At 73.9% G+C, this 20,364-nt stretch carries 21 protein-coding genes and 1 pseudogene; 11 read left to right on the top strand and 11 right to left on the bottom strand.

Going from position 1 to position 20,364, the window contains the following annotated elements; genetic code table 11:
- The first annotated feature begins 40 nt into the window (after nt 1-40).
- Both C1708_RS25930 and C1708_RS25935 read left to right on the top strand, forming a co-directional pair.
- The gene (locus C1708_RS25930) at nt 41-1,429 is read left to right on the top strand and encodes an aldehyde dehydrogenase family protein (protein WP_106414950.1); all 1,389 of its coding nucleotides are present in this window, start codon (nt 41-43) and stop codon (nt 1,427-1,429) included.
- Nucleotides 1,430-1,445: 16 nt separating this feature from the next.
- A complete protein-coding gene (locus C1708_RS25935) occupies nt 1,446-2,531 on the top strand; it encodes a Zn-dependent alcohol dehydrogenase (RefSeq protein ID WP_106414951.1) in 1,086 nt (361 codons plus the stop codon).
- A gap of 433 nt (nt 2,532-2,964) precedes the next feature.
- Here the strand turns inward: C1708_RS25935 and C1708_RS25940 are convergent, their stop codons facing one another.
- Both C1708_RS25940 and C1708_RS25945 read right to left on the bottom strand, forming a co-directional pair.
- Nucleotides 2,965-3,675 carry an ArsR/SmtB family transcription factor gene (locus C1708_RS25940; RefSeq protein WP_106416488.1) on the bottom strand — a complete coding sequence of 237 codons (711 nt, stop codon included), beginning with the start codon at nt 3,673-3,675 and terminating at the stop codon, nt 2,965-2,967.
- Nucleotides 3,676-3,733: 58 nt separating this feature from the next.
- A complete protein-coding gene (locus tag C1708_RS25945) occupies nt 3,734-4,375 on the bottom strand; it encodes a TetR/AcrR family transcriptional regulator (RefSeq protein ID WP_106414952.1) in 642 nt (213 codons plus the stop codon).
- An 87-nt stretch (nt 4,376-4,462) separates the two neighbouring features.
- On the opposite strand from C1708_RS25945, the gene C1708_RS25950 reads away from it, so the two are divergent.
- From C1708_RS25950 to C1708_RS25960, 3 genes are all read left to right on the top strand, one after another.
- Entirely contained in the window at nt 4,463-5,614 is a 1,152-nt protein-coding gene (locus tag C1708_RS25950) for an acyl-CoA dehydrogenase family protein (RefSeq protein ID WP_106414953.1), read from the top strand.
- A 79-nt stretch (nt 5,615-5,693) separates the two neighbouring features.
- Nucleotides 5,694-5,981 carry a YiaA/YiaB family inner membrane protein gene (locus C1708_RS25955; protein ID WP_106416489.1) on the top strand — a complete coding sequence of 96 codons (288 nt, stop codon included), beginning with the start codon at nt 5,694-5,696 and terminating at the stop codon, nt 5,979-5,981.
- Between the two features lie 223 nt (nt 5,982-6,204).
- Nucleotides 6,205-6,849: a TetR/AcrR family transcriptional regulator gene (locus tag C1708_RS25960; protein WP_106414954.1), complete on the top strand. Its 645-nt coding sequence runs from the start codon at nt 6,205-6,207 to the stop codon at nt 6,847-6,849.
- Here the strand turns inward: C1708_RS25960 and C1708_RS25965 are convergent.
- On the bottom strand, nt 6,840-7,301 hold the full coding sequence (locus C1708_RS25965; protein WP_106414955.1) for a MaoC family dehydratase: 462 nt from the start codon (nt 7,299-7,301) through the stop codon (nt 6,840-6,842). The two genes, C1708_RS25960 and C1708_RS25965, sit on opposite strands and share 10 nt — an antisense overlap.
- Nucleotides 7,302-7,432: 131 nt before the next feature.
- On the opposite strand from C1708_RS25965, the gene soxR reads away from it, so the two are divergent.
- Nucleotides 7,433-7,909 (top strand): redox-sensitive transcriptional activator SoxR, encoded by a 477-nt coding sequence (gene soxR / locus C1708_RS25970; protein ID WP_106414956.1) that lies wholly within the window; start codon nt 7,433-7,435, stop codon nt 7,907-7,909.
- 44 nt (nt 7,910-7,953) lie between these two features.
- On the opposite strand, the pseudogene C1708_RS35240 reads toward soxR, so the two are convergent.
- The 3 genes and pseudogenes from C1708_RS35240 to C1708_RS25985 form a co-directional block, all read right to left on the bottom strand.
- Nucleotides 7,954-8,485 (bottom strand): annotated as a pseudogene (locus C1708_RS35240) (RNA ligase (ATP)); the annotation flags it as partial.
- A 203-nt stretch (nt 8,486-8,688) separates the two neighbouring features.
- Nucleotides 8,689-9,291: a hypothetical protein gene (locus C1708_RS25980; protein ID WP_106414957.1), complete on the bottom strand. Its 603-nt coding sequence runs from the start codon at nt 9,289-9,291 to the stop codon at nt 8,689-8,691.
- A gap of 460 nt (nt 9,292-9,751) precedes the next feature.
- The gene (locus tag C1708_RS25985) at nt 9,752-11,005 is read right to left on the bottom strand and encodes an exo-beta-N-acetylmuramidase NamZ family protein (protein WP_198602595.1); all 1,254 of its coding nucleotides are present in this window, start codon (nt 11,003-11,005) and stop codon (nt 9,752-9,754) included.
- 169 nt (nt 11,006-11,174) lie between these two features.
- On the opposite strand from C1708_RS25985, the gene C1708_RS25990 reads away from it, so the two are divergent.
- Both C1708_RS25990 and C1708_RS25995 read left to right on the top strand, forming a co-directional pair.
- Entirely contained in the window at nt 11,175-11,948 is a 774-nt protein-coding gene (locus C1708_RS25990; protein WP_106414959.1) for an SDR family oxidoreductase, read from the top strand.
- 200 nt (nt 11,949-12,148) lie between these two features.
- Nucleotides 12,149-12,742: a TetR/AcrR family transcriptional regulator gene (locus C1708_RS25995; protein ID WP_106414960.1), complete on the top strand. Its 594-nt coding sequence runs from the start codon at nt 12,149-12,151 to the stop codon at nt 12,740-12,742.
- 43 nt (nt 12,743-12,785) lie between these two features.
- Here C1708_RS25995 and C1708_RS26000 read toward each other — a convergent pair whose 3' ends face one another.
- Together C1708_RS26000 and C1708_RS26005 are read right to left on the bottom strand one after the other, a co-directional pair.
- Nucleotides 12,786-14,000 carry an acyl-CoA dehydrogenase family protein gene (locus C1708_RS26000; protein ID WP_106414961.1) on the bottom strand — a complete coding sequence of 405 codons (1,215 nt, stop codon included), beginning with the start codon at nt 13,998-14,000 and terminating at the stop codon, nt 12,786-12,788.
- 6 nt (nt 14,001-14,006) lie between these two features.
- The gene (locus tag C1708_RS26005) at nt 14,007-15,029 is read right to left on the bottom strand and encodes a phosphotransferase family protein (protein WP_106414962.1); all 1,023 of its coding nucleotides are present in this window, start codon (nt 15,027-15,029) and stop codon (nt 14,007-14,009) included.
- Nucleotides 15,030-15,223: 194 nt separating this feature from the next.
- On the opposite strand from C1708_RS26005, the gene C1708_RS26010 reads away from it, so the two are divergent.
- Entirely contained in the window at nt 15,224-16,162 is a 939-nt protein-coding gene (locus C1708_RS26010; protein ID WP_106414963.1) for an NADP-dependent oxidoreductase, read from the top strand.
- Nucleotides 16,163-16,211: 49 nt separating this feature from the next.
- Here C1708_RS26010 and C1708_RS26015 read toward each other — a convergent pair whose 3' ends face one another.
- From C1708_RS26015 to C1708_RS26025, 3 genes are read right to left on the bottom strand one after another with little or no spacing between them, the layout of a single operon-like run.
- Nucleotides 16,212-16,502 carry a DUF202 domain-containing protein gene (locus tag C1708_RS26015; RefSeq protein ID WP_342210912.1) on the bottom strand — a complete coding sequence of 97 codons (291 nt, stop codon included), beginning with the start codon at nt 16,500-16,502 and terminating at the stop codon, nt 16,212-16,214.
- 44 nt (nt 16,503-16,546) lie between these two features.
- On the bottom strand, nt 16,547-16,939 hold the full coding sequence (locus tag C1708_RS26020) for a YidH family protein (RefSeq protein WP_106416490.1): 393 nt from the start codon (nt 16,937-16,939) through the stop codon (nt 16,547-16,549).
- A gap of 17 nt (nt 16,940-16,956) precedes the next feature.
- A complete protein-coding gene (locus C1708_RS26025) occupies nt 16,957-17,496 on the bottom strand; it encodes an NUDIX domain-containing protein (protein WP_106414965.1) in 540 nt (179 codons plus the stop codon).
- 266 nt (nt 17,497-17,762) lie between these two features.
- Here C1708_RS26025 and C1708_RS26030 point away from each other — a divergent pair, with 266 nt between their 5' ends.
- Entirely contained in the window at nt 17,763-18,713 is a 951-nt protein-coding gene (locus C1708_RS26030; protein ID WP_106414966.1) for a hypothetical protein, read from the top strand.
- 50 nt (nt 18,714-18,763) lie between these two features.
- On the top strand, nt 18,764-20,305 hold the full coding sequence (locus C1708_RS26035; protein ID WP_106414967.1) for an APC family permease: 1,542 nt from the start codon (nt 18,764-18,766) through the stop codon (nt 20,303-20,305).
- Nucleotides 20,306-20,364 lie beyond the last annotated feature (59 nt).

A 20,364-nucleotide genomic window follows, 5' to 3' on the forward strand; every position in this document is an offset into this window, starting at 1 on the left:
AGGTGTCCGCACAGGACGCCCCCGCCCCGGAGGAAGCGCGATGAAGGCATACGACGGCATGTACATCGACGGCGCCTGGCGCCCCGCCGCCGGCCCCGACGTGATCGAGGTCGTCGACCCGGCCGACGAACAGGTGATCGCCACCGTCCCCGCGGGCACCGTGGAGGACGTCGACGCCGCCGTGCGCGCCGCCCGCGCGGCCCTCTCCGCCTGGGCGGCCACCCCGCCCGCCGAGCGCGCGGCCCGCCTCACCGCGCTGCGGGACCAGCTGCACGCCCGCCGGGACGAGATCGCCGCGACGGTCACCGCCGAACTCGGCGCGCCCGAGAAGCTCGCCCGGACCGTCCACGCCGGCGTGCCGGTCGCGGTCGCCGGCTCGTACGCCGAACTGGCCGCGACGTACTCCTTCGAGGAGAGGACGGGCAACTCGACCGTGTTCCACGAACCGGTCGGCGTGGTCGGCGCGATCACCCCGTGGAACTACCCGCTGCACCAGATCGTCGCCAAGGCCGCCCCCGCCCTCGCGGCCGGCTGCACCATCGTGGTCAAGCCCGCCGAGAACACCCCGCTGGTCGCCCGGCTCTTCGCCGAGTGCGTGCACGAGGCCGGGATCCCGGCGGGCGTGTTCAACCTGGTCACCGGCCTGGGCCCGGTGGCAGGGCAGGCGCTCGCCGAGCACCCGGACGTCGACCTGCTCTCCTTCACCGGCTCCACCGCCGTCGGCCGCCGGATCGGCGCGATCGCCACCGGCATGGTGAAGCGGGTCGCCCTGGAGCTCGGCGGCAAGTCCGCCAACGTCGTCCTGCCCAGCGCCGACCTGGCCCGCGCGGTCAACGTCGGCGTCGCCAACGTGATGTCCAACTCCGGCCAGACGTGCAGCGCGTGGACCCGCATGCTGGTCCACCGCGACCGGTACGACGAGGCCGTGGAGCTGGCCGCGGCGGCCGCCGCCAAGTACGGCGACCGCATCGGCCCCCTGGTCAGCGCCCGGCAGCGGGACCGGGTGCGCGGCTACATCGAGAAGGGCGTCGCCGAGGGCGCCCGCCTGGCCGCGGGCGGTCCCGAGGCGCCGCGCCCGCAGGGCTACTACGTCAGCCCCACCGTCTTCGCGGACGTCACCCCGGAGATGACGATCGCCCAGGAGGAGATCTTCGGCCCCGTGCTGTGCGTGCTGCGCTACGAGGACGAGGAGGACGCCCTGCGCATCGCCAACGGCACCGTCTACGGCCTGGCCGGAGCCGTCTGGGCCGGCGACGAGGCGGAGGCCGTCGCCTTCGCCCGCCGCATGGACACCGGCCAGGTCGACATCAACGGCGGCCGGTTCAACCCGCTGGCCCCCTTCGGGGGATACAAGCAGTCGGGCGTGGGCCGCGAACTCGGCGTCCACGGTCTGACCGAGTACCTGCAGACCAAGTCCCTCCAGTTCTAGGGGAGTCGTGACCGCCATGGCCGTACGAGCCGCCGTTCTGCCCGCCGTCGGCGCCCCGCTGGAGATCACCGGCGTCGACCTGCCCGACCCCGGACCCGGCGAGGTGCGCGTCCGCCTCGCCGCCGCCGGGGTGTGCCACTCCGACCTCTCCCTGTCCGACGGCACCATGCGCCTGCCCGTCCCGGCCGTCCTCGGCCACGAGGGCGCCGGCACCGTCGTCGCCGTCGGCGAAGGCGTCACGCATGTCGCACCCGGAGACGGCGTCGTCCTCAACTGGGCGCCCTCCTGCGGCGCCTGCCCCGCCTGCGGGCGCGGCGAGGTGTGGCTGTGCGCGCACGCCCTGGACGGCGCCGCCCGGGTGCACGCCCGCCGCGCCGACGACGGCACCGACCTGCACCCGGGCCTGAACGTGGCCGCGTTCGCCGAGGAGACCGTGGTGCCCGGCCCCTGCGTGCTGCCCGCCCCGGACGGCGTCCCCCTCGCCGACGCCGCCCTGCTGGGCTGCGCCGTCCTGACCGGCTACGGCGCGGTCCACCACGCCGCCCGGGTCCGCGCCGGCGAGACCGTCGCCGTGTTCGGCGTCGGGGGAGTGGGCCTCGCCGCGCTCCAGGCGGCCAGGATCGCGGGCGCCGGGACGATCGTCGCCGTGGACGTCTCCGCCGAGAAGGAGGAACTGGCCCGCGCGGCGGGCGCCACCGACTACGTCGTCGCCTCCGACACCACCGCCCGGCAGATCCGCGCCCTCACCGGGAAGCAGGGTGTGGACGTGGCGGTGGAGTGCGTCGGCCGGGCGACCACCATCCGCACCGCCTGGGAGTCCACCCGGCGCGGCGGACGCACCACGGTCGTCGGCATCGGCGGCAAGGAGGAGAAGGTCTCCTTCCACGCCCTGGAGATCTTCCACTGGGGCCGCACCCTCGCCGGCTGCGTCTACGGCAACTCCGACCCCGCCCGCGACCTCCCGGTCCTCGCCGGGCACATCCGCTCCGGCGCCTTCGACCTGGGCGCCCTGGTGACCGAGCGGATCACCCTGGACGGCATCCCGGCCGCCTTCGGCACCATGCTCGCCGGCAAGGGAGGCCGCGCCCTGGTGATCTTCTGACGCGCCGCGGGCGGGAGGCCGTGGGCGGACCGCTCCCTCAGGTCCGGGTCGGCGATGCGGGGCGCCCCGAAGGCTCCCGCGCCGGCCGGTCCGCGCTCGATCAGGCCGTCGCCGCTCTCCCGCGTGAACCCGCGGCCGGCGACGACGGAGCCCCGGTCGTGCGCGCGGAAGCGGGTGAACGCGGCGAGGGTGTCCTCGGCGCCCGCGCCGGCTTCCGGGCCGGCCGGAAGGGGACACGCCAGGTCGCCGTCACCGGGCCGCTCGGGCGACCGGCCGTGGCCGGCCGGCGGTTCGGCGTCCGCGGTGAAGGCGCTCGCGCCGCCGGTACGCGGAGAGCTTCACGCAGGTCCGGCCGGCGTCGCCGCCGCAGGCGTCGGTGCGCCGGTCGAGGAACCGGGCGACGAGGTGGGACGCCCGGGCGTCGGCCTCCGCCTCAGCGGAGCACGGCCGCGTCGATCCCGAGCAGGCCGGCGAGCGCCCGTTCCCCGGCCCCGGTCACCTTCACGGCTCGCCCGGAGCCGATCCGCACGCACCAGCCCTGGTCCAGGGCGTGCCGGCACAGGGCCGCGCCCGCCGCTCCCGCGAGATGAGGGCGTCGCTCCGTCCAGTCCAGGCAGGCGCGGGCCAGCGGGCGCCGTCCGCGCCGGCCGAGGTCCACGCCCAGCGCGCCGAACCAGTCCAGCCCCGCGTCGGTGAGCGCGAACCCCGTGTCCTGGCGCAGCAGTCCGCGTGCGGTGAGGGCGTCGGTGACGGTGATGCCGAGGCGCCCGGCGAGATGGTCGTAGCAGGTGCGGCCGCGCGCCATGGCGGAGTCCGCGCCCGACTGCCGCAGACCGCGCGGCGGTTCGGCGGCGTCCGGGGCGAGCTGCGCGGTGAGGTCCTCCACGAGCTGCGCGACCCGGGCGTCGGCCAGCCGCACGTACCGGTGCCGTCCCTGCCGCTCCTCGGCCAGCAGCCCGCCGCCGACCAGCTTGCCCAGGTGCTCGCTGATCGTGGACGCGGCGACCCCGCAGTGCCGGGCGAGTTCACCCGCCGTCCAGGCCCGCCCGTCCAGCAGCGCCAGCAGACAGGCGGCCCGCGTCTCGTCCGCGACCAGCCCGGCGAGCCGTGCCAGCGCGCCCGCCCTGGGGTCCTTGGAGGTCATGCCCTCCAGCATGCGGCAGGGACGGTTCGGCGCTCGCCGACGTGTCCGGGCGGCGCCGTCAGGTGCGCTGCCGTACCTGCTCGTACTGGAGGGCCAGGCCGTCCAGCAGGGCCGTCAGGCCCGTTTCGAAGGCGCGTTCGTCGATCTTCTCCTGCTGCTCGGCCAGCAGGTGCGCCTGCCCGAGGTGCGGATAGTCGGCGGGGTCGTAGGCGCTCGCGTCGTCCACGAAGCCGCCGGCGAACGAGCCGAGCGCCGAGCCCATGATGAAGTACCGCATCAGCGCGCCGATGGACGTGGCCTGCGCGGGCGGCCAGCCCGCCTCGACCATCGCGCCGTAGGCCGCGTCGGCCAGCCGCAGCGCCGCCGGGCGACGGCCGGGGCCGCGGGCCAGCACCGGGACGATGTTGGGGTGGTCGCGCAGCGCGTCGCGGTAGGACACCGCCCAGTCGTGCAGCGCCGTCCGCCAGTCCCGGCCGTCCTCGAACATCGACAGGTCGACCTGCGCGCTCACCGAGTCCGCCACCGCCTCCAGGATCTCGTCCTTGGTGCGGAAGTGGTTGTAGAGCGACGGCCCGCTCACTCCCAGTTCGGCGGCCAGACGGCGGGTGGAGACCGCGGCCAGCCCCTCCGCGTCCACCAGCGCACGCGCCGTCTCGACGATCCGGTCGGTGCTGAGCAAGGGCTTGCGCGGTCGGGCCATGGCGCACATAGTAGGGCTGCGGCACTAAACTAGCAGTGCTAATTTACTCGTACACGATCACGCGCGTCTCACATGGGGTGACTCGGGATGAACCTGGAGCTGAGTGACGAGCAGGAGGCCGTGCGCCGGCTCGCCCGGGACTTCGTGCGGCGCGAGGTCACGCCGCACGCCGCCGCCTGGGACCGCGCGGAGGAGGTCGACCGGGGCATCGTGAAGAAGCTCGGCGAGATCGGCTTCCTCGGGCTGACGATCGACGAGGAGTACGGCGGCTCGGGCGGTGACCACCTCGCGTACTGCCTGGTCACCGAGGAACTGGGGCGCGGCGACTCCTCCGTGCGCGGCATCGTCTCCGTCTCCCTCGGCCTGGTCGCCAAGACGATCGCCGCGTACGGCACCGAGGAGCAGAAGCGGACCTGGCTGCCGGGCCTGACCTCCGGTGCGTACGTCGGCTGCTTCGGCCTGACCGAGCCGGGCACCGGCTCCGACGCCGGCAGTCTCGCCACGCGGGCGGTGCGGGACGGCGACGAGTACGTCATCGACGGCGCCAAGATGTTCATCACCAACGGCACCTGGGCGGACGTGGTGCTGCTCTTCGCGCGCTCCACCGACGCCCCCGGCCACAAGGGCGTCTCCGCCTTCCTCGTCCCCGCCGGCGCCCCCGGCCTGACCCGCCGCGCCGTGCACGGCAAGCTGGGGCTGCGCGGGCAGGCCACGGCCGAGCTGGTCCTCGACGGGGTGCGGGTGCCCGCGTCCGCGATGCTCGGCGAGGAGGGCAAGGGCTTCTCGGTCGCCATGTCCGCCCTGGCCAAGGGGCGGATGTCGGTCGCGGCCGGCTGCGTCGGCATCGCCCAGGCCGCGCTGGACGCGGCCGTGGGCTACGCGGGGGAGCGGGAGCAGTTCGGCAAGCCGATCGCGGGCCATCAGCTGGTCCAGGAGCTGATCAGCGACATCGCCGTCGACGTGGACGCGGCCCGGCTGCTGACCTGGCGGGTCGCCGATCTGATCGACCGGGGGAAGCCGTTCGCCGTGGAGTCCTCCAAGGCGAAGCTGTTCGCCTCGGAGGCGGCCGTCCGCGCCGCGAACAACGCGCTCCAGGTGTTCGGCGGGTACGGCTACATCGACGAGTACCCGGCGGGCAAACTCCTGCGCGACGCGCGGGTGATGACGCTGTACGAGGGCACCAGCCAGATACAGAAGCTGGTCGTCGGGCGAGCGCTGACGGGGGTCTCGGCGTTCTGAGGGCGGAGCCGCCGAACTGAGTACCGCCTGAGTACCGGGGCGGATGTGGCCGCGGCCACATCCGCCGATCCTGTTCCGCATGAGCGAGACACCGGTCAAGCAGCAGAGCACGGCCGCCTTCTACGGTCAGGCCGTCGCATCCTTCGCCGTCGCCCTCGGCGCCACCGCCGTCGGCATCTACAACCTGCAGACGGACGCGTGGGTCCGCGCCTTCCTCGGCATCGCGGTCCTCTACCTGGTCACCTCCGCCTTCACCCTCGCCAAGGTGATCCGCGACCGCCAGGAGGCCGGGCAGATCGTCAACCGGGTCGACCAGGCCCGCCTGGAGAAGCTGCTGGCCGAGCACGACCCGCTGCAGAAGCTCTGAGGCCGCGGTCGGCCGGTCGCGCCTACGGGGGACGGGCGCTGGGGTACCCCCTCTGGGGGAGGCACCCCGTAGGCGCCGGGCTGCGCGAGCACCCCCGCCCCGCCGCACCGGGCGCGTCGCCAAGAGGCGCCCAGGAGCAGCACCCCCCGCTCGGCGGACGCGTCTAAGCGACCGCTCACCCTTGCCGGTAGGATGGCGACCCTGTCAGCGAATGGGGTGAGCGATGAGTACGGCGGAGGAGACGGCCGGCGGTGAGGCGCAGCCGTGGGGTGAGGTCACGCCCGACGCGGCCCGGCGACTGCTGCTCGCCGCCGTGGAGGCCTTCGCGGAGCGCGGCTACCACGCCACGACGACCCGCGACATCGCGGGCCGCGCCGGCATGAGCCCGGCCGCGCTCTACATCCACTACAAGACCAAGGAAGAGCTGCTTCACCGCATCAGCCGCATCGGGCACGAGAAGGCGCTGGACATCCTGCGCACCGCGGCCCACGCGGAGGGCACCGCGACCGAGCGGCTCGCCGACGCGGTCAGCTCCTTCGTCCGCTGGCACGCACGCGGCCGCACCACCGCCAGGGTCGTGCAGTACGAACTGGACTCGCTGGGCCCCGACGCCCGCGCGGAGATCGTCGGCCTGCGCCGTCAGGTCGACGCCGAGGTGCGCGGCATCATCGAGGACGGTGTCCGCTCCGGCGAGTTCGACGTCCCCGACGTGCCGGGCACCACCCTCGCCGTGCTCTCCCTGTGCATCGACGTGGCCCGCTGGTTCAACGTCGACGGGCCCCGCACCCCGGAGCAGGTCGGCGCGCTCTACGCCGACCTCGTGCTCCGGATGGTGGGGGCGAAGGACACCGGGTCCGCTCAGAGGTAGTAGCGCGTCACCGACTCGGCCACGCACACCGGCTTGTCGCCGCCCTCGCGCTCCACGGTGAACGCGGTGGCCACCTGCACCCCGCCCGGCACCTCGTCCACGGCGCTGATCGTCGCGGTGGCGCGCAGCCGCGAGCCGACCGGGACGGGGGCGGGGAAGCGCACCTTGTTGGTGCCGTAGTTGACGCCCATCTTCACGCCCTCGACCGACAGCAGCTGCGGGCCGAACAGCGGCAGCAGCGACAGCGTCAGATAGCCGTGCGCGATGGTCGTGCCGAACGGCCCCGCCGCGGCCTTCTCCGGGTCCACGTGGATCCACTGGTGGTCACCGGTGGCCTCGGCGAACAGGTCGATCCGCTTCTGGTCGATCTCCAGCCAGTCGGTGTACCCCAGCTGCTCGCCCACCGCCGCCTTCAGGTCGTCGACGGACGTGAAGATCCTCGGCTCTGCCATGTCCCGGCCTCTCGCGTCACGTAGTCGCAGGCGCATCCGCGTGCGCATGCCTAAGCAACTGCTTAGCATGGTCGGCCGTACGGCCCCTGTCAACGGACCGGCCGCCGTGCGGGGTGGGTAGGCTCCGAGGAGTGCACCGGATTCCAGAGAAGATCCACGAGCTCACGGTCGGCCAGCTCTCCGCCCGCAGCGGGGCCGCCGTGTCGGCCCTGCACTTCTACGAGTCCAAAGGGCTGATCAGCAGTCGGCGCACCCCCGGCAACCAGCGCCGCTACACCCGTGACACCCTGCGCCGGGTCGCCTTCATCCGCGCCGCCCAGCGCGTCGGCATCCCGCTCGCCACGATCCGCGAGGCGCTCGCCGAGCTGCCCGAGGAGCGCACGCCCACCCGCGACGACTGGGCGCGGCTCTCCGAGGCGTGGCGCTCCGAACTGGACGAACGCATCCGGCAGCTGAACCGGCTGCGCGACCACCTCACCGACTGCATCGGCTGCGGCTGTCTGTCGCTGGACGGCTGCGTGCTGTCCAACCCCGACGACGTCTTCGGCGAGCGTCTCACCGGCTCCCGTCTGATGGCGGAGAACCGCAGGAAGCCGTCCGGAGACTGAGGGCGCGAGACCTCCCGCCCCCGCCCCGGTCCCCGTCGCGCGCACTCGTCCTCCGTGCCGCCCCTGCGGGCCAGGCGCGCGGGGCTCACGGCCTCGGCGACGGCACGCCCCCGGTCACCGGGCTGTTCCGCTCGGTCACCGGGCGGATCACCACGCCCTTCCGGATGTGCAACTCCCTGCCCGACACCGTCTCCCGGCCGGCTCCGGCACCCGCCCGCCGCCGTACGGGCCGGCGGACGGGCGGGGCGCCGGCGGCAGGCGGCCCCCGAGGAGTTCCGCCCGTTCGGCCACCGCACCCGGCCGCCGGTCTCCGCGGACACGTGGGACACGGCGCACCCGAGCGTGTCGCGCCGCCCGTCCGCGCCGTACGACAGGTCCGGCACGCCCTCGCCGTACACCTCGCCGAAGACGCCGACCCGCCGGACGTCCAGCCGGGCGGCGAGGCCGTGACCGCGCACCGCGCCAGTGGAGGGTGCGCGGGTCCTCCTTCGGCGCGAGGGACTTCGCTCCGAAACCCTCGGAGGAGACGTGCGCCCGGCCCTGCTCGGCGCAGTACGTCAGCAGGCAGGCCGTGCCGCTTCTCGGCGAGCACCACGGGCTGTCCTGAGGACAAAGCCCTGGAACGACCGGTTCACCGCCTGCTGCCGTCCCGGAGCGCGGGGGGCGCGGCCTCCCCGGCGCGCACCCCCGTGCCCCCGTCGCCCCGGTCGCTCGTCACTGCCGTCGCCGGTCACCCGTCGCTCTCGTCGCTCCCGCCGTCGTCCGCCGTCTCCGCCGGGTCAGGCGGAGACCAGCAGCCTCGCGCGGCGGGACTCCGCGAGGGCCGCAGGGGTGAGCACGGGGCGCGGGACCAGGATGCCGCAGTCCGTGCACACCGGGCCCGCCGAGGGTTCGTGATCCAGGCCGTGGCGCCACACGAGCCGTTCCCCCCGGCACACGGGGCAGGACGAGCCCGGCTCACGCTCCAGTGCGGCGATCAGCCGCCGCAGCACCTCGGCCAGGGGCTCCGTCGGGTGCACCCGCGGGTCGTCGCACCAGGCGACCCCGAACCCTCCCCAGGTCATCCGGTGCCAGTCGTCCACACTGCCCGGCCTGCGCAGACCGTCGTGCTTCTCCTTCCTGCGGCGCTCGGCGAACTCCACCTCGTAGGCCAGCCAGACCGCCCGGGCCTCCTCCAGTTCGTCCAGTGCGGCCACGAGCCGCACCGGGTCGACGGAGCGGTCCTCGGGATCGAACCCGGCCCGCGAGCACAGATGGTCCCAGGTCGCCCGGTGCCCGTACGGGGCGAACCGCTCCAGGCACTTGCGCAGCGAGTAGCGCCGCAGCGCCAGATCGCACCGGGGATCTCGGACCTGTCTCGCCAGACTTCGGAAACCGGCCATCGTCCTGCACCTCCGTCACACCTGCACCTGTAATCCGGTCACTTCGGCGTCGCGAACGGACGTCGCCGAGTAGACGTGCCGGCACGCGATTCGGCTCCATCCCTTTCCGACGGCCCCCTCGGCCGGCCGCGGGAACGCCGAACCAACTCCCTTGGCCGGTACTTCAGTTGTCGTCGTCCGCGGGGTGCCGGCGGTGACGGGCCCCGTCGCCCCTCCCGGCAGGGGAACAGCCCTTCCCCGACGCTCTGAGAACTCCCCGCGGCTTCCACGGGTTCCTGAACCCCACGCCGATATGCACACCGATCGCGGGTCCGTCGGCCGGGCAACGCGGCGCACCGGCATGCGGGGGAGCGGAAGCGCAGGTCACAGGGGTGGACGCGCGGAGACCGCGGGCGCGAACGCGACGGCGGCGGACCGCCGTCCGCGACCCGCCGCCGTTCCGTGCCCGCCCGACAGCCGCCTAGCGGTAGAGCAGGTGGTCCCGCCGCTTCCGGCGGAACGCCGCCAGCTCCCGCTGCCAGCCGCCCACCACCTCGTCCGTGTCCGCGCCCGCGTCGATCATCGTGCGCACCTGGGCCGAACCGGTGAGCTTGTCGATCCAGTCGTCCGCGCGCCAGGCGAAGCCGTCCCACGACCGCTTCGCCGTGATCAGCAGGCCGATGCCCGTCCGCACCGGGTCGAACCGCTCGCGGTCGTGCACATGCAGCTGCACGCCCCCGATGGTCCTGCCCTGGAACTTGGAGAAGGTCGGCGCGAAGTACGCCTCGCGGAAGCGCACGCCCGGCAGGTCCAGCTCGTTCGCCGCGGCCGCCCAGCGCCCGTCGACGCCCTCCGCGCCCAGCAGCTCGAACGGCCGGGTGGTGCCGCGCCCCTCCGACAGGTTCGTGCCCTCGAACAGGCAGGTCCCCGAGTACACCAGCGCCGTCTCCGGCGTCGGCATGTTCGGGCTCGGCGGCACCCACGGCATCCCGGAGGCGTCGTGGAAGTCCGACCGCTTCCAGCCCGACATCTTCACGGTCTCCAGGGCGACGGGCGCCGTCAGGAACTCCTCGTTGAACAGCAGCGCCAGCTCCGCCACCGTCATCCCGTGCGCCTGCGCGATCGGCTGCCGGCCCACGAAGGTCGCGAACTCCTTGTGCAGCACCGGACCCAGCGCCGCCCGCCCGGTCACCGGGTTGGGCCGGTCCAGGACCACGAACGACAGACCCGCGAGCCGCGCCGCCTCCATGCAGTCGAAGAGCGTCCAGATGTAGGTGTAGAAGCGGGCGCCGACGTCCTGGATGTCGAAGACCACCGTGTCCACGCCGGACGCCGTGAAGACGCCGGCGAGCTCCTGACCGCTCTTCAGGTACGTGTCGTACACGGGCAGGCCGGTCGCCGGGTCGTCGTAGCGGCCCTCGGAACCGCCCGCCTGCGCGGTCCCCCGGAAGCCGTGCTCGGGGCCGAAGACCGCGGTCAGGTCCACCCGGTCGTCGGCGTGCATGACGTCGACGATGTGCCGCACGTCGCGGGTGATGCCGGTGGGATTGGTGACCACGCCCACCCGGCGGCCGTCGAGCAGCGCGTAGCCGTCCGCCGCGAGCCGTTCGAACCCGGTGCGCAGGGTCCGGCCGCCGCCGTGCGCGGACCCCGGGCCGGAGGCGGCGGCCGGCGCGGCGGAGGCCGCGACCGCGGCCGTGGTGGTGGCGAGCAGGCCTCGCCGGGACAGCCTCATGCGGTGACCTCCGTGATCGCGGTACATGTCATGCCCACGCACGCTAGCGCGCCGGACCGCCCCGGGGAACGAGCCGGACCGACGCCACGCGCAACGCCCCTTCCTCCCGGCATACCGACCGGTTAGTCTGACGCGGTCAGCCGTTTGCCAGCCGCGTCGGAGGAGACCGATGGTGCAAGCCGTGCAGGGTGCGAAGGTGGTCGTCACGGGAGCCGGGGGCGGCATCGGAGCGGCGCTGGCCCGCCGTTTCGCCGCGCAGGGGGCGCACGTCGTGGTCAACGACCTGGACGCCGGCCGCGCCGAGGCCGTCGCCGAGGAGATCGGCGGCCTCGCGGTGGCGGGCGATGCCTCCTCGGTCGTCGCGGAGGCCCGCGACGCGCTCGGCGGGACGGTCGACGTCTACTGCGCCAACGCCGGCGTCGGCCGTGACGGCGGGGAGCCGGGCGAGCCGCTGCGCGAGGCGGACTGGGCCCTGTCCTGGGACGTCAACGTGATGGCACACGTCCGCGCGGCGCACGCGCTGCTCCCCGAGTGGCTGGAGCGCGGCAGCGGGCGTTTCGTCTCCACCGTCTCCGCCGCCGGACTGCTCACCATGATCGGCACCGCCCCGTACAGCGTCACCAAGCACGGCGCCTACGCCTTCGCCGAGTGGCTGTCGTTGACGTACCGGCACCGCGGGGTGAAGGTGCACGCGATCTGCCCGCAGGGCGTGCGCACCGACATGCTCGACGCGAGCGGCAGCGCCGGCGACCTGGTGCTGAAGCCGACCGCGATCGAGCCGGAGGACGTGGCCGACGCCCTGTTCGACGGCATCGAGCAGGACCGCTTCCTGATCCTGCCGCACCCCGAGGTCGCCGAGTACTACCGCGCCCGCGCCGGCGACCCCGAACGCTGGCTCTCCGGCATGAACCGGGTCCAGCAGCAGTGGGAAGCCACCCGCTGACCGCCGCCCCCGGCACCCGCCCGTCCACCGGGCGGGTGCCGGCGCGGACCCGCCCGGACCCTCCGCCGCACCGGAGGAGAAACCGGGCGGGGGGTGGTGCCTCACGGAGGAGGGGCCGCGAAGTGGGAAGATCCTCCGGCGGGGACGGCGTTCCCCGACGCACGACGACCGACAGCGACACGGAAAGGCGGGTGGCGACAGTGCCCAGAACGACGGACGGTGACGGGACCCCCGTGCCGCAGCGGCTGCTGGCCGCCGCCACCCGGCTCTTCGCCGAGCAGGGGTACGACCGCACCTCGGTGCAGGAGATCGTCGAGGCGGCCGGCGTCACCAAAGGGGCGCTGTACCACTACTTCGGGTCCAAGGACGACCTGCTGCACGAGGTGTACGCGCGCGTGCTGCGCCTCCAGCAGGAGCGCCTGGACCGGTTCGCCGACGCCGACGAGCCCGTCGAGGAGCGACTGCGCGGCGCGGCGGCGGACGTCGTCGTCACCACCATCGAGAACCTCGACGACGCGTCGATCTTCTTCCGCTCCATGCACCACCTCAGCGCGGAGAAGAACAAGCAGGTCCGCGCCGAGCGCCGCCGCTACCACGAGCGGTTCCGCGCGCTGATCGAGGAGGGCCAGCGCGAGGGGGTCTTCTCCACGGCGACCCCGGCCGACCTGGTCGTCGACTACCACTTCGGCTCGGTGCACCACCTGTCCACCTGGTACCGCCCCGACGGACCGCTCAGCCCCCAGCAGGTCGCCGACCACCTCGCCGACCTCCTGCTGCGCGCCCTGCGCCCGTAGCGGCCGCCGGCTCGCCGGGCGCACCCGGCGAGCCGGTCCCCGCCTACAGGTACTTCTTGATCTCCCGGCGGGCCAGCGACCGCTGGTGCACCTCGTCCGGGCCGTCCGCGATCATCAGCGTGCGCGCACCCGCGTACAGCTCGGCCAGCGGGAAGTCCTGGCTCACCCCGCCCGCGCCGTACAGCTGGATCGCCCGGTCGAGGATGTCGACGACCGTGCGCGGAGTGGCGATCTTGATGGCCTGGATCTCGGTGTGGGCGCCCCGGTTGCCGACGGTGTCCATCATCCAGGCCGTCTTCAGCACCAGCAGCCGCAGCTGCTCGACCGCGACCCGCGCGTCCGCGATCCAGTTCTGCACCACGCCCTGCTGGGCGAGCGCCTTGCCGAAGGCGTCCCGGGACACCGCCCGCCGGCACATCAGCTCGATGGCCCGCTCGGCCATGCCGATCAGCCGCATGCAGTGGTGGATCCGGCCCGGGCCGAGCCGCGCCTGGGCGATGGCGAACCCGCCGCCCTCCTCGCCGATCAGGTTCGACACCGGCACCCGCGCCTCGTCGAGGACCACCTCGGCGTGGCCGCCGTGGTAGTGGTCCTCGTAGCCGAAGACCCGCATCGCCCGCTTCACGGTGACGCCGGGGGTGTCGCGCGGGACCAGGACCATGGACTGCTGGCGGCGGATGTCCGGCCCGTCCGGGTCGGTCTTGCCCATCACGATGAAGATCCTGCAGTCCGGGTGCATGGCCCCGGAGATGTACCACTTGCGGCCCGTGATGACGTACTCGTCGCCCTCGCGCCGGATGCGGGTGGTGATGTTGGTGGCGTCCGAGGAGGCCACGTCCGGCTCGGTCATCGCGAACGCCGAGCGGATCTCGCCCGCGAGCAGCGGCTCCAGCCACTGCTTCTTCTGCCGCTCGTCGCCGAACTGCGCCAGCACCTCCATGTTCCCGGTGTCGGGCGCGGCGCAGTTGGTGGCGGTCGGGGCGAGCTGCGGGGACCGGCCGGTGATCTCGGCGAGCGGGGCGTACTGCAGGTTGGTGAGTCCCGCGCCGTACTCGGCGTCGGGCAGGAACAGGTTCCACAGGCCCTGCCTGCGCGCCTCCGCCTTCAGCTCCTCCACCACCGGCGGGTTCTCCCACGGCGAGGACAGCCGCTCACGCTGCTCGTCCACGACCCGCTCGGCGGGGTACACGTGCTCGTCCATGAAGGCGAGGAGCCGGGCGCGCAGCTCCTCGGTGCGCGCGTCGAACGCGAAGTCCATGTCTCGTCAGCCTTCCTGAAGGGTGGTCAGACCGTGCTCGATGAAGACCGGGACCAGATCGCCGATGCGGTCGAAGCCGGCTCCGACCGTCTGCCCCAGCGTGTACCGGTAGTGGATGCCCTCCAGGATCACGGCGAGCTTGAACCAGGCGAACGCCGTGTACCAGGACACCGCCGACACGTCCCGCCCCGACCGCGCGGCGTACCGCTCGATCAGCTCGGCCGGCGTCGGATGGCCGGGGGCCTCCGCGGTGGTGGAGACGGGGGAGTCCGGCATGCCCAGCGGGCTGCTGTACATCACCAGCAGGCCCAGGTCCGTCAGCGGGTCGCCCAGCGTGGACATCTCCCAGTCCAGGACGGCGCGGACCGACTCGTCGTCGCTGATCAGCGCGTTGTCGAGGCGGTAGTCGCCGTGCACCACCGTCGGCGCGGGGGAGACGGGCAGCTCGCGGCCGAGCGCGGCGTGCAGCTCGTCGATGCCGGCCAGCTCCCGGCTGCGGGAGGCGTCCAGCTGCTTGCCCCAGCGCCGCAGCTGCCGGTCCAGGAAGCCCTCGGGACGGCCGAAGTCCGCGAGCCCGGCCTCGGCGGGGTCGACGGCGTGCAGGTCGACCAGCGTGTCCACCAGGTTCAGCACGGCCTTGCGGGTGCGCTCGGGGCCCAGGGGCGCGAGCTGTCCGGCCGTGCGGTACGGGGTGCCCTCGACGTACTCCATGACGTAGAACGGCGCGCCGAGCACCTCCTCGTCCTCGCACAGCAGCACCGGACGCGGCACCGGCACCTCGGTCGGGTGCAGCGCGCTGATCACCCGGTGCTCGCGCTTCATGTCGTGCGCGGTGGCCAGGACATGGCCGAGCGGCGGGCGCCGCACCACCCAGGTCGCCGCGCCGTCGGTGACCGTGTAGGTGAGGTTCGACCTGCCGCCCTCGATCAGCCGGCCGGAGAGCGGGCCGCCGAGCAGACCGGGCCGCTCACGTTCGAGCAGCTCACGCAGCCGGTCGAGATCCAGTCCTGGCGGGTGGTCGGGGCTCATCGTCGCTCCTGTGGGCAGGCGGACAGTACCCGCCCATGATGCCGACCGGTCGGTATGCCGTCCAGACCGGGAGCGAAACGTGACCGGGTCCACGATAGGGGAGCACCCCGGGCCGTCGGCCCGCCGGTGGCGCGAACGGCGTACATCGGACCGTTCGGCTTGCGGGACGCGGGCCGGCCCCGGAAGGTCGACGCATGAAGGCGATCAGCTACGCGCGGTACGGCGGCCCCGAGGTCCTCGAGTACGGCGAGGCCGACGAACCCAAGCTCGGCCCCGACTCGGTGCTCGTCCAGGTCCGGGCGGTGTCCGTCAACCCGGTCGACTGGAAGGCCCGCCAGGGCCATCTCGACGCGGTCCTCCCGGCCGTCTTCCCGGTGATCCCCGGCTGGGACCTCGCGGGCGTGGTCGTCCGGCCGGGACCGGCGGTCCCCGAGTTCGCCGAGGGCGACGAGGTGATCGGCTACGTCCGCGAGGACGTCCTCTCCTTCGGCACCTGCGCCGAGTACGTGGCCGCCCCCGTACGCGCCCTCGCCCCCAAGCCGCGCAGCCTCACCTTCGAGCAGGCGGCCGGCATCCCCCTCGCCGGGCTCACCGCGTACCAGGTGCTGCACCGCGTCCTCCGCGTGCGGCGGGGCGAGACCGTGCTGGTGCACGCGGCGGCCGGCGGGGTCGGCTCCGTCGCCGTCCAGCTCGCCGCCCACCTCGGCGCCCGGGTCATCGGCACCGCGAGCGAACGCAACCACGACTTCGTCCGCGAGCTGGGCGCCGAGCCGGTGAGCTACGGCGAGGGCCTGGCCGAACGCGTCCGCGGCCTCGCCCCCGAAGGCGTGGACGCCGTCGTCGACACGGTCGGCGGAGACACCCTCAGGGCCTCCGCGAACCTCCTGGGCCCGGAGGGCCGCCTGGCGTCGGTCGTCGACCCCGGCGTGACCGGCTACGGCGGCGCCTACTGGTTCGTCCGCCCCGACCCCGCGGATCTGCGCGCCCTCTCCGACCTGGCCGACCAGGGCGTCCTCACCGTCCACGTCGAGGAGACCTTCCCCCTCGACAGGACGGCGGACGCCCACCGCCGCAGCGAGGAGGGCCACATCCGCGGCAAGGTCGTGATCACCGTCGGTCCGTCCGGCGCCTGAGGACGAGGCCCGGCGGGCCGGAACGGGGTGGCGCTGAGGGAGGAGAACCTCACCCCAGCACCACCCCCACCCCGCCCCCCGCCGTCACCAGCACGCACAGCACGACCCCCGCGGCGTACCGAGGCGCCAGCCGCTCGGGCTCCCCGCCCGCCGCCAGCCCCCGGATCCGCCGGTGGGCGACCAGCAGCACCCCCGCCCACCCCGCGCAGCACACGACCCCCGCCGCCGGCATCCCCGCCGACGCCCCGCCCATCAGCCCGGCTTTCCCCGCCAGCACGGCCACCACCGTGCCGGCCAAGGTCGTCCGCCGCCACGCGAGCCGGGTCCGCTCGGGCTGCAACCCCGGATCCCGCTCGCCCCGCGCCCGCGACGGCGCCCCGGGCCTCACGCCTCCCACCCCACCAGCACCACCACGACCATCACGGCGGCCACCCCCGCCACCACCACGCTCAGCAGCGCCGGGAACCGCGACACCGGCAGGTCCTCCCCCCGCCGCATCGCCCGCTCGCACCGCACCCAGTGGTTGACCGCCCGCAGCGCGCACAGCGCACCGGCCGCCAGCAGCGCCAGGGCCAGCCCGACCCGCCACCCCCACCGCAGACCGGGCAGGAACTGGTCCACCGCGAACCCGCCGCCGATCAGCGCGAGCGCGGTCCGCAGCCAGGCGAGGAACGTCCGCTCGTTCGCCAGCGAGAAGCGGTAGTCGGGCGTCTCCCCGTCCTCCCGCACCTCGGCGGGGGCGAACCACAACCGGACGTTCCGCACGAAGTCGATCACCTGGGTGACCCTACCGGTCACGCCCGGCCGGTGATCCCCGCCCGGTACGCCCGCAGCCGCTCGTACGCCGCGAGCCCGTCCGGCACCCACTGCCACTCCCCGAGCCGCCGCTCCACCTCCTCCTCCGTCAGGAAGGCGTGCCAGGCCACCTCCTCGGCCTGCGGCCGCACCGGCAGCCCGCAGCGCACCTCGTACACCGCCGACCACCAGGTCCGGTCCGCGCCGTCGTCGTACAGGAAGGTGAACAGGTGCGAGGGGCGCGGCAGGCCGCTCACCCCCAGCTCCTCCTCGGCCTCCCGCAGGGCCGCCTCGTCGTACGCCTCGCCCGCGCCGACCACCCCGCCGACGAACATGTCGTACAGCGACGGGAAGACGAGCTTCACCGGCGTGCGCCGGTGGACGAAGATCCGGCCCTCCGCGTCCCGCGCCAGGACGAAGACGCAGCGATGGCGCAGTCCCCGTGCGTACACCTCGCCGCGCGGGGCCCGCCCGACCACCCGGTCGTGCTCGTCGACGACGTCGAGGATCTCGTCGGCGCTCCTACCGCTCTCGTTCATACCGCCATGGAACTCCGGTTCGTCCCGCCGGCCAAGCGCGCCCCTCCGGCGCCCAGGGGGCCACGGCACGCACACCGCTCTCCGAGGTCACAAGTCGCCCGGTTGTGAACGCGGTTGACGCGTGTAACACCTCAAACGCCCTTGACGTGATCCGTTGGCTGACGGTTTGCTGTCCGTGATCAGCTCATGGCACTCGGCAGCCGACCACTGCCACCGACCACCCGCCGTGAGCCGTTGACAAGAGATGCGCGTGAGGAAGTTCCGCGGTGTCCCCACCCCCGCCTCCCCTCGGCCGTGCCCGCAGACGAGCGGCACCGGCCTTCGACGAGGCCCTCGACGACGCCGAACTCGTCGCCGCGCGGGCCGCACTGGCACAGGGACGGTGGCAGAGCACCCGCTCGCTGCTGGTCAGGACGGGGGACGACTGGGACCGCCGCGGGCACCGGATCACGGTGCTCGCGAGGGAGCCGTACTGCGCCGCGTGGGCCCGCGAGTGGCTGCTCGCCGAGCCCGACTCCGGTGACGCGGCCGTGCTCCTGGCACTGGCCGAGGTGCGGCGTGCCCTGCGCGGCAAGGAGAAGCCGGACCGGGTCCGCGAGGCCTGCCGCACGGCCGCCGAGCTGATGCCCCACGACCCGACGCCCTGGCTCGGGACGTTGATGCTGGAGTGCTCCCTGGGCGCGGAGGGCGACGTGGTCCGCGTCTTCGAGCAGGTCCGCACCCGCTACACCGACCACCACCACGCCCACCACCTGGTCGTCGGCTGGCTCGCGGAACGCCGCGTCGAGGCGGGCCCCGACCCGCTGCACGAGGTGTACGACTTCGCCAACTGGGCCGCCGAACAGGCCCCCGCCGACTCGCCGCTGGCCATCCTGCCGGTCATCGCGCACGCCGAGCGCTACCGCTCCCTCGCCGCCGCCGGGCACGAACCCGCCGACCCGGTCGCCTCCGGCCACTGGGTCGGACGCCGCGCCCGGCAGGTGATGAAGGCTGCCTTCGACTGGTGGCTGGAGTGGGAGCACGAGGGCCACCCCCGCCGGCTGGTCGACCTGAACTTCCTCGCCCACGCCAAGATCTGCGAGGGCCGGGGAGCCGAGGCCGCCGCGCTGTTCCACCGCATCGGCGACCACGCCACGCCCGCCCCCTGGTCCTATCCCGACCGGGACGGGCTCACCGCTTTCCGCACCGCCCGCGCCGCCGCCCTGGGCACGGCCTGACCCCCACTCCTCCGCCCCCGCACCCACCACCGACCAAGGACGGTCTCGAGATGACGACGGACAGTTCGAGCGCCAGCAGAGCCCCGGCCGACGGGATCAGCACCTTCAAGGGGCAGGAGCGCGCCCTGCGGGCCGACCGCCTCGGCACGGGAGGCCTGCTGCTCTCCGTGCTGGCCGCGACCGCCCCGCTCATGGTCGTCGCGGGTGTCATGCCCACCACATTCGCGGTGATGGGCATCGTCGGCCAGCCGCTGCTCTTCGTGGTCCTCGGCACCGTGCTGGTGCTGTTCAGCCTCGGCTACGCCGAGATGAGCCGGCACGTGCACAACGCGGGCGCCTTCTACGCGTACATCTCCCGCGGACTCGGCGGCACCGCCGGCGCGGGCGCCGCCCTGGTCGCGCTCGTCGCCTACAACTCCCTCCAGGTCGGCATCTACGGCATCTTCGGCTTCGAGGTCTCCGGCCTCCTCGCCACCTACGCCGACCTCGAGGTCGCCTGGTGGATACCGGCGCTCGCCGCCGCCGTCGCCGTGGGCGTGCTGGGCCTGCTGAAGATCGACGTCAACGCGAAGGTGCTCGGCGTCCTGCTGCTCATCGAGGTGCTGCTGGTCGTCGTCTTCGACATCGCCGCCGTCGCCGACCCCGGCAGGGAAGGTCTGTCGCTGCACGCCTTCGACCCGGACACCCTGACCGGCGCCGGCGTCGGCACCGCCCTGTGCTTCTGCATCGCGGCCTTCCTCGGCTTCGAGCAGGCGCCGGTGTACGCGGAGGAGACCAGCAGGCCGCACGTGCTGGTGCCGCGCGTGATGTTCCTCGCCGTCACCGGCGTCGCCGTCTTCTTCGCCCTCAGCAGCTGGGCGCTCACCGTGGCCACCGGCCCCGCCTCGATCGTTCCCACCTCGCGGGAGCAGAGCGCGGGCCTGCTGTTCTTCCTCACCGAGGACCGCCTCGGCTCCGCCTTCACGGACGTCCTGCACGTGCTGTTCGTGACCGGCATGTTCGCGGCCATGCTCAGCTTCCACAACGTCGTCGCCCGGTACGCCTTCGCCATGGGCCGCGAGGGCCTGCTGCCCGCCGCCTTCGGCCGCACCACGGGCGCCAGCGGCGCCCCCGGCACCGGCTCCCTGCTGCAGACCGGCGTCGCCGTCGCCCTGGTGCTGGCCTTCGCCCTCACCGACGACAAGCCGGCCGGCGACCCCACCGCGCCCGTGCTGCGCCTGTTCACCTGGGGCGGCAACATCGGCGCGCTCGGCGTCATCGTCCTGATGGCCATCGCCTCGCTGTCCGTCGTGGTCTTCTTCGTACGGCGCGGCGCCGCGGGCGCGCAGGCCTGGCGCCTGGTCACCTCGGCGGTGGCCGGACTCGCCCTCGTGGTGATCGCGGGCTACACGGTCAAGGACTTCGACGTGCTGGTCGGCGCCGGCCCCGACTCCGCCCTGCGCTGGATCCTGCCCGGCGTCATCGGACTCGCCCTCGTCGTCGGGCTGGTCCAGGGCGCGATCCTGCGCGCCCGCGCTCCCGAGACCCACGCTCGCATCGGCCTGGGCAACGAGGCGTTCCAGCTGGAGAAGGAGGCCGGGCGCGCCCCGTAGGCCGCGCACGGCACGACGCAGGCCCGTCCGCCCCCTCCTGCGAGGGGGCGGACGGGCCT

The sequence above is a fragment of the Streptomyces sp. DH-12 genome (assembly GCF_002899455.1).
Lineage (GTDB): Bacteria > Actinomycetota > Actinomycetes > Streptomycetales > Streptomycetaceae > Streptomyces.

What these genes read in the sequence shown, in the direction of transcription:
- C1708_RS25930 (WP_106414950.1), top strand. Translation starts at nt 41, where the DNA reads ATGAAGGCATACGACGGCATGTACATCGACGGCGCCTGGCGCCCCGCC.
- C1708_RS25935 (WP_106414951.1), top strand. Translation starts at nt 1,446, where the DNA reads ATGGCCGTACGAGCCGCCGTTCTGCCCGCCGTCGGCGCCCCGCTGGAG.
- C1708_RS25940 (WP_106416488.1), bottom strand. Translation starts at nt 3,675, where the DNA reads ATGACCTCCAAGGACCCCAGGGCGGGCGCGCTGGCACGGCTCGCCGGG.
- C1708_RS25945 (WP_106414952.1), bottom strand. Translation starts at nt 4,375, where the DNA reads ATGGCCCGACCGCGCAAGCCCTTGCTCAGCACCGACCGGATCGTCGAG.
- C1708_RS25950 (WP_106414953.1), top strand. Translation starts at nt 4,463, where the DNA reads ATGAACCTGGAGCTGAGTGACGAGCAGGAGGCCGTGCGCCGGCTCGCC.
- C1708_RS25955 (WP_106416489.1), top strand. Translation starts at nt 5,694, where the DNA reads ATGAGCGAGACACCGGTCAAGCAGCAGAGCACGGCCGCCTTCTACGGT.
- C1708_RS25960 (WP_106414954.1), top strand. Translation starts at nt 6,205, where the DNA reads ATGAGTACGGCGGAGGAGACGGCCGGCGGTGAGGCGCAGCCGTGGGGT.
- C1708_RS25965 (WP_106414955.1), bottom strand. Translation starts at nt 7,301, where the DNA reads ATGGCAGAGCCGAGGATCTTCACGTCCGTCGACGACCTGAAGGCGGCG.
- C1708_RS25980 (WP_106414957.1), bottom strand. Translation starts at nt 9,291, where the DNA reads ATGGCCGGTTTCCGAAGTCTGGCGAGACAGGTCCGAGATCCCCGGTGC.
- C1708_RS25985 (WP_198602595.1), bottom strand. Translation starts at nt 11,005, where the DNA reads ATGAGGCTGTCCCGGCGAGGCCTGCTCGCCACCACCACGGCCGCGGTC.
- C1708_RS25990 (WP_106414959.1), top strand. Translation starts at nt 11,175, where the DNA reads ATGGTGCAAGCCGTGCAGGGTGCGAAGGTGGTCGTCACGGGAGCCGGG.
- C1708_RS26000 (WP_106414961.1), bottom strand. Translation starts at nt 14,000, where the DNA reads ATGGACTTCGCGTTCGACGCGCGCACCGAGGAGCTGCGCGCCCGGCTC.
- C1708_RS26005 (WP_106414962.1), bottom strand. Translation starts at nt 15,029, where the DNA reads ATGAGCCCCGACCACCCGCCAGGACTGGATCTCGACCGGCTGCGTGAG.
- C1708_RS26010 (WP_106414963.1), top strand. Translation starts at nt 15,224, where the DNA reads ATGAAGGCGATCAGCTACGCGCGGTACGGCGGCCCCGAGGTCCTCGAG.
- C1708_RS26025 (WP_106414965.1), bottom strand. Translation starts at nt 17,496, where the DNA reads ATGAACGAGAGCGGTAGGAGCGCCGACGAGATCCTCGACGTCGTCGAC.
- C1708_RS26035 (WP_106414967.1), top strand. Translation starts at nt 18,764, where the DNA reads ATGACGACGGACAGTTCGAGCGCCAGCAGAGCCCCGGCCGACGGGATC.